The organism is Psychrobacter sp. KCTC 72983 (assembly GCF_014280455.1).
GTDB classification, from domain to species: Bacteria; Pseudomonadota; Gammaproteobacteria; order Pseudomonadales; family Moraxellaceae; genus Psychrobacter; species Psychrobacter pacificensis.
Window position 1 is genome coordinate 1,746,829 of the sequence record NZ_CP060390.1, and the last position, 13,599, is coordinate 1,760,427.

15 protein-coding genes, 1 tRNA gene and 1 pseudogene are annotated in these 13,599 nt (G+C 43.3%); 8 read left to right on the forward strand and 9 right to left on the reverse strand.

Annotation, left to right across the window (positions count from 1 at the left end; all coding sequences use genetic code 11):
• Positions 1–209 precede the first annotated feature (209 nt).
• Positions 210–1,082 carry an MBL fold metallo-hydrolase gene (locus PSBA01_RS07445; RefSeq protein WP_186473676.1) on the forward strand — a complete coding sequence of 291 codons (873 nt, stop codon included), beginning with the start codon at positions 210–212 and terminating at the stop codon, positions 1,080–1,082.
• A 139-nt stretch (positions 1,083–1,221) separates the two neighbouring features.
• Positions 1,222–1,659, forward strand: a complete 438-nt coding sequence (trxA, locus tag PSBA01_RS07450) for a thioredoxin (protein WP_186473678.1) — start codon at positions 1,222–1,224, stop codon at positions 1,657–1,659.
• A 139-nt stretch (positions 1,660–1,798) separates the two neighbouring features.
• On the opposite strand, the gene PSBA01_RS07455 is transcribed toward trxA, so the two are convergent.
• The 4 genes from PSBA01_RS07455 to PSBA01_RS07470 all read right to left on the reverse strand — a co-directional run bounded on the left by PSBA01_RS07455 (position 1,799) and on the right by PSBA01_RS07470 (position 4,167).
• Positions 1,799–2,200: a hypothetical protein gene (locus PSBA01_RS07455; protein WP_075106765.1), complete on the reverse strand. Its 402-nt coding sequence runs from the start codon at positions 2,198–2,200 to the stop codon at positions 1,799–1,801.
• Between the two features lie 185 nt (positions 2,201–2,385).
• Positions 2,386–2,745, reverse strand: coding sequence for a SirB2 family protein (locus PSBA01_RS07460; RefSeq protein WP_186473680.1), 360 nt, complete (start codon positions 2,743–2,745; stop codon positions 2,386–2,388).
• Between the two features lie 60 nt (positions 2,746–2,805).
• Positions 2,806–3,126, reverse strand: a complete 321-nt coding sequence (locus PSBA01_RS07465; protein WP_058025709.1) for a BolA family protein — start codon at positions 3,124–3,126, stop codon at positions 2,806–2,808.
• Between the two features lie 228 nt (positions 3,127–3,354).
• Positions 3,355–4,167: a M48 family metallopeptidase gene (locus tag PSBA01_RS07470; protein ID WP_071003015.1), complete on the reverse strand. Its 813-nt coding sequence runs from the start codon at positions 4,165–4,167 to the stop codon at positions 3,355–3,357.
• 591 nt (positions 4,168–4,758) lie between these two features.
• Here PSBA01_RS07470 and PSBA01_RS07475 point away from each other — a divergent pair.
• Positions 4,759–4,833: transfer RNA gene (locus tag PSBA01_RS07475), tRNA-Gly, on the forward strand.
• 241 nt (positions 4,834–5,074) lie between these two features.
• Here PSBA01_RS07475 and PSBA01_RS07480 read toward each other — a convergent pair.
• A complete protein-coding gene (locus PSBA01_RS07480) occupies positions 5,075–5,425 on the reverse strand; it encodes an integrase core domain-containing protein (RefSeq protein WP_186473682.1) in 351 nt (116 codons plus the stop codon).
• 129 nt (positions 5,426–5,554) lie between these two features.
• Positions 5,555–5,908, reverse strand: a pseudogene (locus PSBA01_RS07485) (IS3 family transposase); the annotation flags it as partial.
• 176 nt (positions 5,909–6,084) lie between these two features.
• Between PSBA01_RS07485 and PSBA01_RS07490 the strand changes: the two are divergent.
• The 3 genes from PSBA01_RS07490 to PSBA01_RS07500 all read left to right on the forward strand — a co-directional run bounded on the left by PSBA01_RS07490 (position 6,085) and on the right by PSBA01_RS07500 (position 8,638).
• Entirely contained in the window at positions 6,085–6,798 is a 714-nt protein-coding gene (locus PSBA01_RS07490) for a pirin family protein (RefSeq protein WP_186473685.1), read from the forward strand.
• Positions 6,799–6,865: 67 nt separating this feature from the next.
• Complete coding sequence (locus PSBA01_RS07495; protein WP_186473687.1) at positions 6,866–7,819, forward strand: pirin family protein; 954 nt, start codon at positions 6,866–6,868, stop codon at positions 7,817–7,819.
• A gap of 207 nt (positions 7,820–8,026) precedes the next feature.
• Complete coding sequence (locus tag PSBA01_RS07500; RefSeq protein ID WP_186473690.1) at positions 8,027–8,638, forward strand: nitroreductase family protein; 612 nt, start codon at positions 8,027–8,029, stop codon at positions 8,636–8,638.
• Between the two features lie 161 nt (positions 8,639–8,799).
• Here PSBA01_RS07500 and PSBA01_RS07505 read toward each other — a convergent pair whose 3' ends face one another.
• The 3 genes from PSBA01_RS07505 to nadR all read right to left on the reverse strand — a co-directional run bounded on the left by PSBA01_RS07505 (position 8,800) and on the right by nadR (position 11,361).
• Positions 8,800–9,234 carry a DUF962 domain-containing protein gene (locus PSBA01_RS07505; protein WP_071003023.1) on the reverse strand — a complete coding sequence of 145 codons (435 nt, stop codon included), beginning with the start codon at positions 9,232–9,234 and terminating at the stop codon, positions 8,800–8,802.
• 212 nt (positions 9,235–9,446) lie between these two features.
• Positions 9,447–10,178 carry a nicotinamide riboside transporter PnuC gene (gene pnuC / locus PSBA01_RS07510; RefSeq protein WP_058025041.1) on the reverse strand — a complete coding sequence of 244 codons (732 nt, stop codon included), beginning with the start codon at positions 10,176–10,178 and terminating at the stop codon, positions 9,447–9,449.
• Positions 10,179–10,293: 115 nt separating this feature from the next.
• Positions 10,294–11,361, reverse strand: a complete 1,068-nt coding sequence (gene nadR / locus PSBA01_RS07515; RefSeq protein WP_186473692.1) for a multifunctional transcriptional regulator/nicotinamide-nucleotide adenylyltransferase/ribosylnicotinamide kinase NadR — start codon at positions 11,359–11,361, stop codon at positions 10,294–10,296.
• Between the two features lie 581 nt (positions 11,362–11,942).
• On the opposite strand from nadR, the gene PSBA01_RS07520 reads away from it, so the two are divergent.
• Both PSBA01_RS07520 and glyQ read left to right on the forward strand, forming a co-directional pair.
• Positions 11,943–12,155: a PspC domain-containing protein gene (locus PSBA01_RS07520; protein WP_071003026.1), complete on the forward strand. Its 213-nt coding sequence runs from the start codon at positions 11,943–11,945 to the stop codon at positions 12,153–12,155.
• Positions 12,156–12,606: 451 nt separating this feature from the next.
• Positions 12,607–13,593 (forward strand): glycine--tRNA ligase subunit alpha, encoded by a 987-nt coding sequence (gene glyQ, locus PSBA01_RS07525; protein ID WP_186475479.1) that lies wholly within the window; start codon positions 12,607–12,609, stop codon positions 13,591–13,593.
• The last annotated feature ends 6 nt before the right edge of the window (positions 13,594–13,599 follow it).

The window sequence follows — 13,599 nt, forward strand, 5'->3', positions numbered from 1 at the left end:
TTGATTATCAATGATATCGCGCCACATAGCAAGATATAATTATTTACATTATATAAATTGATAAAATGTATTGCAGTTGCTATATTAGTAATAACAAAAAAATCGTAATGATAAGCAATCATTATATACGACTCAATATCATACTTAAGCGTTAATTGAATATAAAAACCACATTGCCACAACACTCATAAATAGACAAAGAGGCAGCCATGCAAGTTCATTCTTTCTTAGATAGAGACACAGAAACCTACACACATGTACTGGCTGATGTCGAGCAGCAGCTATGTGCCATGATTGATCCAGTATTAAACTTTGATGCAAAATCAGGTAGGACGAGCACAAGCAGCGTTGACGAGGTCATTGAGTTCGTACGTGAGCGCGGTTGGGCGCTGAAATACATTATTGAGACGCACGCTCATGCGGATCATTTATCGGCAGCTATCCACGTCAAAGAAAGCCTTGGTGGACAATTGGTCATCGGTCAGCACATCACTGAAGTACAAAAAATATTTAAGCAAATCTTTAACTTTGATACCAGTTTCCGCACCGATGCCAGTCAGTTTGATATTTTGACGGACGATGGTGAGACACTAGCGCTCGGCAGTATTACAATCACAGCCATGTATGTGCCAGGTCATACTCGTGCTGATATGGCTTATATGGCATCTGATAATGAGAAAACAGTGGTGTTCGTCGGCGATACGTTATTTGCGCCTGACGTGGGTACCGCTCGCTGTGATTTCCCAGGTGGTGACGCAAAGACGCTCTATCGCTCTATTCAAAAACTGCTCGCACTCCCTGAAGATACTGTGATGTACTTGTGTCATGACTATCCGCGTGAGAGTCGCCAGCACTGCCCAACGACTACCGTTGCTGCCCAAAAATTAGAAAATATCCATGTCAAAGACAGTATCAACGAAGCAGAGTTTGTGCAAATGCGTGAGCGCCGCGATGCGACCTTGGACATGCCGCGTCTGATTATACCAGCGGTACAAGTGAATATTGATGCGGGGAACTTTCCCGCGCCAGAGGACAACGGTACGCGCTATCTAAAAGTACCTATCAATGTCCTTGGTGAATAAATCAAAGCGTGTCATGACTAAAAAATGTGATATATCGCATCGCGCTGTAGGGTAGGCACTTATCTATAAATGACTATGCTAAAATTATTGATACAAACCGATCGAGACACTCCAAAACAATTAAAATAGGACACAGATAATGAGTGAACACAGTTTTCATTTAGTATGCCTGCATTGCCAGGCCACCAACCGTGTTCCGGCTGCACGGCTAAGCGCTGCACCGAAATGCGGTAAATGTAGTCAATCATTATTGACCGCAAGCCCGCATGAGCTTAATGCACAAACGGCCAATAAGATTATCCAAAAAAACGACGTATTGACCATCGTAGATTTTTGGGCAAGCTGGTGCCAGCCGTGCATTATGATGGCACCAGAGTTCAAGACGGCTGCTGGTCAATTGCCGCAGGTAGTGTTTGCCAAAGTACAGACGGATAAATACGAGCAAGCGGCAGCCCCTTATAATATCCGAAGCTTACCGACGATGGTTGCCTTTAGAAATGGTAAGGAAGTCGCGCGTCAGTCAGGCGCACTACCAAGCAATCAAATCATCCAGTGGGTGCAAAGCCTGCAGGCGTAGGGCTTAGTAAAGTAGTATTACTCAGATTAGATTATGACTCATCAAAGTTATAGCCATAAAAAAGCCAATATGCTGAGCGCGTATTGGCTTTTTTGTTATGTCACGATTCTATCTTAACGAAAGTGCAGATCGCTAAATCTTATTCACCATAAATCTTGATGCCATTGGCAAAACTACAACGTTGAATACGGGCAGATTGGACAATCGCATCGCGCTCACCATAGAGCCGCGATAACTTTGCGTCACGCGCTTTGGTGTTGTCACTTTTGCCAACCCCAAAGCTAATATTGGGAGAGATACCCCAGCGTCCTGCAGAAATCCCCACGCCCACGCCGGACGCTGCAAAAGTAGATTGCTCATTGCGCGCCGCTTCGACATAACGGTTGACGCGATTGTATTCTTGGCTCAATGCTTGGCAATCATAGTTTTGATAAGTGCTGGGCGGCACATATTGCGGCGTGACATTGCCAGTAGAGGCACAGCCTGAGAGCGCAAAAACGCCAACTGTTGCCAGTAGTGTCGCTGTGGTGAACGTTTTCATAGTGGCTCCATTAGGCTAAGTAATTGTATTTATATCTATTTAAGATAGCAAAAATAGCATGTTTAATATATTGAAAAAATATAAATGGTTAAATATTTTACGGTCTTATCAATACGCCTGCTTGTGCGATAGCAATACGATATTTACTCAAAATATTAAAGCTCTGCTACAACGACAATTGCTTATCAGAATAGGTTGGCGGGTTTGGCAAAGGCGAGTATTACAATGCCAACATATGCGATAGCTGAAATCAGGATACCTGTTTTGCTCTGAGTGGGTGTCGCATGGGCATTAAAGGCTTTGATGCTTGAGCTAATCGCTGCGATAAGTAAGATGATTTTGGCAAATACCCACTGTACAGGTGCATTAACACTCATCAGTTGCATGAGCATGATCGCACCTGACAGGATCAGTAATGCATAGATAATATGAGTGGCGATTTTGACCACGCGTGGCGCGCGTCTATTTGCGCTGAGCACTAAGTAGCTCTGATATAAGAACAGCACAATGGTCAGTACTGCCATCAGCATGTGTAGATGTTTCATCGAATATTGCTCCTGCTAGAACTGCATTATATGGGCTTATTTAAAACATTTTATTGTCAGCTATTTATTTTGACCCGCGCATAATGGACTGTCAGGGCTTTGACCTTGCCACTCTGTCGGTGTATAAGCATGAATGGCTAAGGCATGTACTTGACCGCCTTGGGACGTCAATAAAGGCGTAACCAATCCATATATTAGCTGATGACGCCCGACCAGTCGCTTGCCCTCGAATGCCTCACTGACAATAGTGAGCTTAAAGTGACTTTCTTTGCCTTCGAAATAGCCAGCATGAGCCATCGACTCATTGATTAGTTCAATGTGCTGCGGCTCTAGAGCCTGTAGCTTGGCATGAAGTGCATCGGCGGTAGGTGTAGTGCTCATAACAATCCTTCAATGTATATTGCGCAACTCTATTAGGCAATCTGCAAATGATATCTATCGGCATTATAGCAGACATAGAAGCCAGTATAGCGCGCGTTTTAAGACCTCTTAAATTGTGACAACCATAAATAGTAAAAGTAAAAAAGCAAAGCGCAGCTCAGAGTCTGTACTTTGCTTTTTGGTATTTGCGCACTTTATGAGTCGTAGCTTAATACGCTAAGTCACGTGTTAACGACGCGCCTTTTGATACAGTGGCATTACTTTTGGCATCAATGATTGTAGCTCCGCGATACGGCTGCTGCTCGTTGGGTGAGTGCTTAGGAATTGAGGCGGCTCGCCTTGGCTCGCACGCTGCATTTTTTGCCATAAAGTAATAGCGGCCTGCGGGTTATAACCTGCGCGCGCCATTAACTCAAGACCAATTTGATCGGCTTCGCTCTCTTGGGTACGACTGTGCGGACGGCTCAAGCCTAGATCGCCAGCAACGCTTGCTAGCTGCGCTTGACCTTGTGATAGACCAAAGATACTAGCAGCAACACCGATACCTGTTTGGGTCGCGTATTCGCGTGAGATGCGTTCACGTGAGTGCTCACGTAATGCGTGAGAGATTTCATGACCCATGATCGCAGCAATCTCATCATCAGTTAAGTTCAGACGGTCAATGATGCCTGAGTAAAACATAACCTTACCACCTGGCATAACAAAAGCATTCAACTGATCAGATTTGATCGTGTGTACTTCCCATTTCCATCTTGCTGCATCTGCACGATAAACACCCACTTGACCAACCAAACGATTAGCAATGTTTTTCAAGCGATTCAATTGGGCGGTATTGGTATCTAATACACCTTTTGATCTTGCATCTTGCAGTGTTTTCGCATAGCTCTGTGCAGATAACTGCAGTACTTGCTCGCTAGAAACTAACAATAACTGCTGACGATCGACGCCGACGGCACCAGTATTGGTCGTACTGGTACAACCAGTCAATGTTAGCGCGGACAATGAAGCCGCCATCACACCAGTGGTCAATAGTTTTTTCATAAAAAGCATCCTCTCGATAAATGGTAAAAAGAAAAATCAAACAAAGTAAATCTCGTTGCAGCAAGTAATGGCGCTATTTTTTATGGCTATTTATCGACTTATCGACGCCCAATCACCTACTAAGACAGTAAAAGCCTGTTCGAGCTATCATTGTAAATAAGTATAATAATGTTAACCAAGTAAAACCAAGATAGTAAAAGTAACAATAGAGCGTATGATTGTAAGTGAAATAGACATTGTTCGTAATGAAGTAACGTTTTGCTTTTAGTGATAGCAAAGAAATTTATAATCTTTTACAAACGTGACGTAAGGTAAACTGTGGACTGATAGGGTTTAACTGAAGTAGTAGGTATCAATGTCAGAGGATAAACCTCAAAGTGCTATTATTAATATGAAATAATTTATATTTTTCTAAAAGAAATTCCGTTTTTAAATCAATTGCTTATGTGGTATTTTCTCAAAAACGAAGGTCTGGACTGGAAATATCAGCCATAATTTTTAAAAAAGGTGTTGACACCCACAGAATATTTGCTAAAATAGCCAGCCTATCGAGACGGAGTAGTTGTTAACAACACGATGATTCGATAATAAGCGGGAATAGCTCAGTGGTAGAGCATAACCTTGCCAAGGTTGGGGTCGAGAGTTCGAATCTCTTTTCCCGCTCCAAATATGGCTTGAAAAAGCACAAAAAGCCTCACTTTATAGTGAGGCTTTTTTTTATGTGTAAAATCCGACTTAGCGCTACTTTTTAGATAAATAACCGAAGACAAAGAACAGATCGACGCTCTATGGAAAGAAGAGAATATAGCAATAGCTGTCATGGGTGCTATGCACTAGACGTATCAACTTAAATACTTGAGTACTTTTGTAAATACCCCATTCTTAACACAACATCATCGTAGAATAATTAAGCCACCTGCCTGTACTCGGTAGGTGTCATATCATTAAGTGAATCATGGGGTCTTTCGTTGTTATAAACCTTGATCCAGTCTTCAGTCAACTTACTAACCTCGTTTAAATTATTAAAAAGATAACAGTCTAAAACCTCATTGCGGTAACTGCGATTAAACCGTTCAATATAAGCATTTTGATAAGGACAGCCAGGCTCGATATAATCAATATAAATACCATGAGCTGATGCCCAATCAGTGAATGTGCTAGATGTAAACTCACTGCCGTTATCCACACGAATTTGCTTAGGATAGCCATGCCACTCGGCTAGCTGGTCAAGGTAGCGAATTACTCGAAGTGAAGGCATACTGGTACCAATATCAATGCCTAATATAGTCAATCCACTATAAAAGCGTTACAGCGTTAACCTTGCTTGAAGTATGACAGATACATCTGCACTCGGCTGCCTTGTACCACTCTCAAATTGGATCAACTATACTTCACGGTTGTAATTATCAATCATATTAAAGGTTCGAAAGCGAATATTGTTGTGTAGTCTGTCGCTCATAAAGTCCATAGACCAAGTATGACCCAATGCGTTTGGCACACTTAACGGCTGGGGGTTACGTGCTGGTAGCCGTCTTTTAGACTTACGGCGTAGGTTTAAGTTTAGCGCGTTATAAACACGGTGTACGCGCTTATGATTCCATTGATAGCCAAGCTTACGTATGCGTTTAAAGCACTTTGGGAAACCCCAACGATTGTGCTTGTCAGTAAGCTTGTTTAAGACATCAATAATCTCACTATCATCAGATAGCTTAGGCTTATAGTAGTAAGCAGTTCGACTCATGCAGACAACCTGACAACTCACTGCAATGCTGACATCATACTGCGCCTGTAATTCTTGCGCCCAGACTTTGCGCTCGGGTACAGGCGCTATAGCTTTTATAATAGATACATTGTTCAATCACGTGAATTAATAACAAATATATAGATAATAAACGTATGGACAGTTAAGGATAAATAATGAAAACGATCTATCATGCAGCAGACTCACGCGGCGATGCCAATCACGGCTGGCTAAAAAGCCGTCATACCTTTAGTTTTGCCAATTACTATAATCCTGAGCGTATGGGCTTTGGTGTTTTACGTGTCATCAATGATGATTTTGTCATTGGTGGTCAAGGGTTCGGCAAGCACTCGCACCGTGATATGGAAATTATCAGCATTCCTCTAGCTGGCAAACTTGCGCATGGCGATAGCATCGGTAATGAGGGCATGATTGAGACGGGTGAGATCCAAGTCATGTCAGCGGGCACAGGCATCACTCATAGTGAAATGAATGGCAGTCGTGAAGAAGCTGTGAGATTTTTACAGATCTGGGTCATGCCAAATAAAATGAGTGTTGCTCCTCGCTATCAGCAAGTGCACATGGGGACCATCATGACGCCCAATGAATTCAATCAGGTGCTATCACCAAATGCAGATGACGCAGGGGTTTGGATTCATCAAGATGCTTGGTTCAGTATGGGAGAGTTTGATGAAGGCGTGACGCAGACCTACCAACTAAACAATCCTAATAATGGTGTTTATATTTTTGTGATTGCAGGAACAGTCGTGATAGACGGTAACATTTTGTCTACTCGAGACGGCCTTGGGGTTTGGGATACTAAGCACTTCACTATGGAAGTGAAAGAGGCGGCAACAGTATTAGTGATGGAAGTGCCGCTTTCTATGTAGATCACGGATGAGCGCCGTAGCATCGTTCGCTCGCTCGACTAACCGCATACAGATCAAGAGGTGCCACATGACGATTAGAACTCTAGAGCCACGATCAACGGAGGTTGGTGGTGTTCCTATCGCACGGCTATTACCCAATAAAGGCAAACAACCGATTGGCGCATGGTGCTTTTTGGATCACGCAGGGCCAGCTGAGTTTACTCAAGATGATTTAGGGGTTCAAGTTGGTCGCCACCCCCATACCAATCTACAGACGTTTAGCTGGATGATTGATGGTGAGATTTTACATAAGGACAGCTTGGGTAGCGAGCAAGTCATTGCCAAAAACCAAGTCAACCTCATGACCGCAGGTACTGGGCTGATGCAAGGTATTAGCCACACAGAACAAAGCGTTTTTTTGGACAATGCTGACTCAGATGTTGCTCACTCAAGCGTCGCTGCACGTAGTATCAATATGATACAGCTATGGATAGCTTTACCCACTGACCAGCAGATTGACCGCAGTTTTCATCATTATCCGGAGCTGCCAACATGGACTGAGGACAACGTCGAGCTAATTCTGACCACGGGCAGTTATCAATCAGTATCTGGTGAGCACCATCAAGCGCCAACGTTGCAGTACTCAAAGCTGGTTGGTATCGATGTACATTTTTTAGAAGATGGAGACGTCACGCTGAATTTGGAGGCGAGCTTTGAGTACGGTATTTTGGTGGTTGTCGGTACGCTAGAGTCTGAAGGTCAGGTGTATAAAAAAGACCAGTTATTGCGCTTTGATCATGATGACATGATCGACAAGACCTCTATAAAGCTGGTAGCAAACAAGGGCACACGTTTGATGTTCATTGGTGGGGAGCCTCTAAGCAACCAAGTATTACTGTGGTGGAATTTTGTCGCTGACAACAAAGAGGAGCTCAAGCAATCGGTCATTGATTGGAACAATGGTCATGAGCGTTTTGGTGAAGTGGATTCTAATATGCAGCGTCTGGTGGCACCAGAACTACCCAAAGGCTTCAAAGGCTAATTATCAACACGAAAAATTTATTAATCTATTTTTCAAAGGTAATCATCATCGTTAAGTTTTTTTACAAAAAATACATGGGGTTTCAGGTAAATTGTTCCGATAATAGCCCACATAAATAAACTGTTTTATAACGACTTGTTGATCACAAGATCGACAAGGTCTATCAATCCAGAGCAAATCATTCCTACAACAATATGGAGAAGTACCATGTCAGAACTAAAAGACTTACAGCAATTAGCAGAAAAGCGCCGTTCTATCTATGCACTCAGCGACCAGTTGCCAGTATCTAACGATGAAGTCGTAAAAGTAGTTGAGCATGCTGTCTTGCATACACCATCATCATTTAACTCGCAATCAACGCGTGTCGTTGTGTTATTCGGCGATGATCATCACAAACTATGGGATATGACTGAAGAGACCTTACGCGTTATCGTCGGTGACGAAGAAGCGTTTAAATCTACCAAAGATAAAATTGCTGGCTTTAGAGCGGGTGCTGGTACGGTATTGTTCTTTGAAGATAAAGCAGTGATAAGAGGCATGCAAGAAGCGGCGCCTTTATATGCTGATAATTTCCCAATTTGGGCAACTCAGACCAACGCGATGCATCAGTACGTCATCTGGACGGCGCTAGCAAGCATTGATGTCGGTGCAAACTTGCAGCACTATAACCCAGTAATCGATCAGAAAGTCGCGAGCACTTGGAACATCGATGCAGATTGGGAACTAAAAGCGCAAATGGTATTTGGTAAGATTGAGCAGCCAGCAGGCGACAAAGAATTCAAGCCACTTGATGAGCGTATGAAAGTCTTTGGTGCTTAAGATAAGTAGCCTATTGCTTTATTTTAGGAAGTATCCTAAATAAAATATATGCCACATAAAAAAACGCCACCCAAGCATCGGGTGGCGTTTTTTTATGAATAAAGGGTAAAGACAGTACAGCTACATTGGATATTTGCAGAACTGATGCGACAATTTAATGATTATTTACGTTGCATCAAACTGTTGGCGACCCATGCTGGACCGATTAATAAAAACTGTAAATCTTCAAAAAACGAGGGTTTTTTGCCTTCGATTTTATGGCCAATAAACTGACCAATCCAAGCAACAACAAATACTGCCGCCCACGCTTTGAATCCCCATGGCATAGCCGCCATAACCGACAGACAAATCAGAATAAACAGCCCCATTGCCAAAAATAGCGGCGTCGATAAGCGTATATAAAATAATAAGACTAATGCGCTCAGTACGAGAGTAAACCATACAGACAGCGACATTCCCATCCCCAACAAACTCACAAAAATCGTCGGCACACATAGCCAATGGATTTTCTTATTAATCAGGTTTTGGTGACTGACCGCATACTCACTGAGCCACTGCTCAAGCGTACGTTTGGACATTTTGGGTTGACGAGACATACTAACCTCCTTGTTAGTAAATGAAATAAGACGCTGACGTGCGCTATCAATTTAAATATTAACATGCGCAATTAGTACCAGTTGTAGCACTAATTGCGCGTGTCCACCATGTTATCTGTTAGACGGCACAGTCAATTTCGCTCGTATTGCCAATGCGATATTGGTAAGACTTATCTCAATATCTCAAACGCTTTTTTCTACAGATGTTGCTATTAACCTCGTTCGCTGCGATGCCACTCATAGAGACCGACAAAGGCGTTTACCTGATACACCATCGTCTGAATCGCAAAAATATAGTTGCCAGACATGAGATTGACGATCAGCCAGACAAAGTTGACGATGATCCATAACCACCAGTTAAAGGAATAACGCAGGATCATGGCAGCTTGCGCGGTAATAGAAAGTACAAAGGCAATGACGTTGATCCAAAAGAAAGAGATGAATCCCAAAAACAGGCTATTATCATCCTCTACGACGGCATAACCGTAGCTCGCCAGTAGATCATTGACGGTTGGGAAAAGGGCAAGACCGATGATGATAAATGCGGCAGTGATCAACCACACCGCTTTGCTCGCTGATTTTGGGATCATGTCGCCATCAGGGTCGGTGTGTTTTGACCAATAAAAAATGCCATAGACATGGGTAAAAAAGTTAAATAGGGGCGCGAGCATCAGACCTACGGCGCCAGATGTGGCCTGTACAATGACTTCTCCTGCGGTTGCGCCCATACCAAAGCCATTGCCCATGACGTTTTTTCGAAAAGATAGTGACACCACACAAATCAGACCAATAAACGAGACAGCCAAGTAAAACCAATCAAGCGTGGTATGGTCGGTTGTGAGCCAAAAACCTGCGGACAGAGCAATGACCCCGCAAATAAACCAAACGATGATCCATTGCATTGACCATTTTCCGGTGATGTTATCCAGTAGCTGAATACGCATAAATTTTTCCTCTAAAATTGATACTGATTTCAATATAGTGCTAACGACAACATAATGTTAACTGTAACGCGCTAGCTGAATAAATGATGATAAATAGGGCACTCTTTGATGCCTCTTATAATGTTTTGCCATAGATATGCTGATCGATAAATTGCAGTGCTTGCTGATAACGAGCATCGTAATCGGGCTGGTCAACCATATGCGGCGCGATATCGTGACGCGCAAAAATATCTAGCAAGCGCTGCTCGAACCGTCCACGTGCTTCAGGCGTACCTAAAGAGCGCATGCCGTCATCAACCCATGGCGTATTATTATCGAGCATGATGGTGTGGTCTAAGCGAAACTCATCAACGCAAGCAGCGACAAAAGGATGCGTGCGACCTTCGTACTCTTCACAAAACGCTTGTGTGGTGACAAAATCCGTATCAACGATCGTAACCGGAGCTGTTGCATTGGCTTTAGCATCGCGTATCGCTTGCGCATGATCCAGACAAATAGGGCCGTAATCGCTGTACTGCAGCCCAACTTCGCTACCGCCCAAATCTGTGCCCACATACAGACGGCCCATCTCCAGCGCAAAGCTGGCACCATAGTAATTAGCCAGCTTATGCACCAGTGTTGTCTTGCCAGAGCTTTCGCCGCCGACAATCGCAACGGTTTTTGTATAGTTAGCGCGTGCCTCTGGATGGATTGCTGACCAATGGGCGACTGGTTCGCGAGCAATGGCGTACGAGTCGAACTCAGGCTGTAGCGTAGTAGTGACCACTTGTAAGATAAGTTGCTCTTGTACATCACTCTGCGTCAGTGGGTGGTTCTCCGCCATAAACAATGCTGTCTCTGCAGGGAGTGCTAATGCCTTTATCAAGCGCTGCAATTTGACATTACTAGTCGCCACATCGATCCTGACATTTTCGCTACTATCATTACTATCATAAAGATGCTCATGAAGCGGTAACTCGATCTCATCAGTAGTATGAATATGAATAAATGGCAAATCCGCACAGGCCATCTGTAGCCAACGCGCTTTGTCTTGTAAGGTGATCGTAAAATCTGGATGCGGTGATGGATGCGTTATAATGACGATATGCAGGGTCTTTGCTTGTCCTGCTGCTTCTAATATGCTGCGCATTTGCCCCAAATGTAAGGGCTCAAAGTGTCCAATCATCAATCCGTTGTCGTACATAGCCATCCTTATTCTGTTTTGGGCTTATATTTGTTTCAGATTTAAGGATAAATTCTCTAAAACCTGAGTTACTTATGAGCATGGTATAAAGGTTTTGGAGGATTTACAGGTAGGTTATTGTAAATCTGACTTATATTTGACTCTTACGCAGATTATTATGTTTTTCATCAGCGGTTTTTGTGTGAATCTAAAAATAAAAAGCGAGTGATGATTTTTTGACAATTGAAGATTTGAGCATTTATTACCACTATCAAGTTGCTATCAAAACACCACTTATCTCTTTGATTCATTTAAAAAATAATGAACTGTGTAAATAGCTAAAGCAAGGTTTTAGCAACAAAGTAAATTCTGAAACATTTTGAAATAACTATTTAAAATCAGGGGCTTGCGTGGTGATATGACAGGTTAGGGCAAGCTTACGTATCATAAACTCACAAAGTACGTCTATACCTTCAACAGATAAATTCTCAAGAATTGATATACTTATTTATAAGTTGGCAAGGCAAGGTAGCCTTGAGACTAAAAAAGCAAGAAAAAATAAAAAATACATTATAAAAATAGATAACAGAGAGGTATTTAGTTTGGCTAAGTTAGCAAAATTACATCGCTCACAAAATAATCGCATGATAGCGGGCGTGATGGGCGGTATTGCAGAATATGTCGGCTGGTCACCTACGTGGGTCAGATTACTATTTGTAATTGTCTCGTCGCTAAGCGCTGCTGTACCGGGTATTTTGATCTATATCGTATTATGGATAGTCATGCCAAAAGCCAATAGCGATTCCTATCAGTAACCAAGCTTGATATTTAGGCATTAATACCCGTTAAAAGAAATAAATCTGTACCACAAGCAGTTGTCCAACAAGCAGTCTCCAAAAATAAAAAGCCTGAATCATCAGGATGCCCAAGATACAATTTTCCTCCTGCCCGAATGCTCACGCATTTGGGTATTTTTTTGTTTTCAATATTAGTCGCCGGTCAGGCGTTTTTTATGATGGTTCGGTCGTAAATCAGGGATATAGTCGCGTGTTTTTATCGACAACGCAAATTTAGTTAACGTAAATATGGATAAAATAGTCAATTTTTAGTAAGGTGAGCAGGCAAATAGCGTCGTTGCCAAATAGGTGATGAGTGCTATCAGAGATTTATTTAATCATACCCATTTCACAGTGACTTACTATGAAAACCCAAACTATGACATCTGAAGCGACAACCCCGATGACACAAGACCAAACTCCTCAACCGATGACTTTTCAGGACTTAATCCTAACCTTACAGAATTATTGGGCTGACAAAGGCTGCGTGGTATTGCAACCTTACGATATGGAAGTCGGCGCGGGCACGTTTCATACCGCCACGTTTTTGCGCTCGTTAGGTCCTGAGCGTTGGAACGCTGCGTATGTACAGCCATCGCGTCGCCCGACTGATGGTCGCTACGGTGACAATCCAAACCGCTTGCAACACTACTATCAGTTCCAAGTCGTACTAAAGCCGAACCCACCTAACATTCAAGAGCTATATCTGGACTCGCTACGCGCTATTGGTATCGATCCATTGGTGCATGATGTACGTTTTGTGGAAGACAACTGGGAATCACCAACGCTTGGCGCGTGGGGACTTGGCTGGGAAATCTGGCTTAACGGTATGGAAGTGACCCAGTTTACCTATTTCCAGCAAGTCGGCGGTATTGAGTGCTTCCCAGTAACAGGCGAGATCACTTACGGTCTTGAGCGCTTGGCGATGTATGTGCAAGGCGTTGATAGCGTCTATGACTTGGTCTGGGCAGATGGCGAGTTTGGCCGCGTCACCTATGGCGATGTGTTCCATCAAAACGAAGTCGAGCAGTCGACCTATAACTTTGAGCACGCTGATGTGCCAATGATGGGTGAGATGTTTGATTTTTATGAGCAGCAGGCCGATAAGTTGGTTGAAGCAGGCCTGCCATTGCCAGCCTATGAGATGGTGTTAAAAGCCTCTCATGCGTTTAATTTACTTGATGCCCGCGGTGCGATTTCGGTCACTGAGCGTCAACGCTTTATCCTGCGTGTACGTACACTGGCGCGTAAGGTTGCGTTTGGTTATGTCGAAGCTCGTGCCAAACTTGGCTTCCCATTGGCTGATGAGGCGCACCGCGCCGAAGCTCTTGAGAAGTATTTGCCAAAAGAAGACGCGGCAACAGACAGCTTAGCCAAAGAAACCACTGACAACAATCAACCGACGAACAAGCAATAGGAGCAT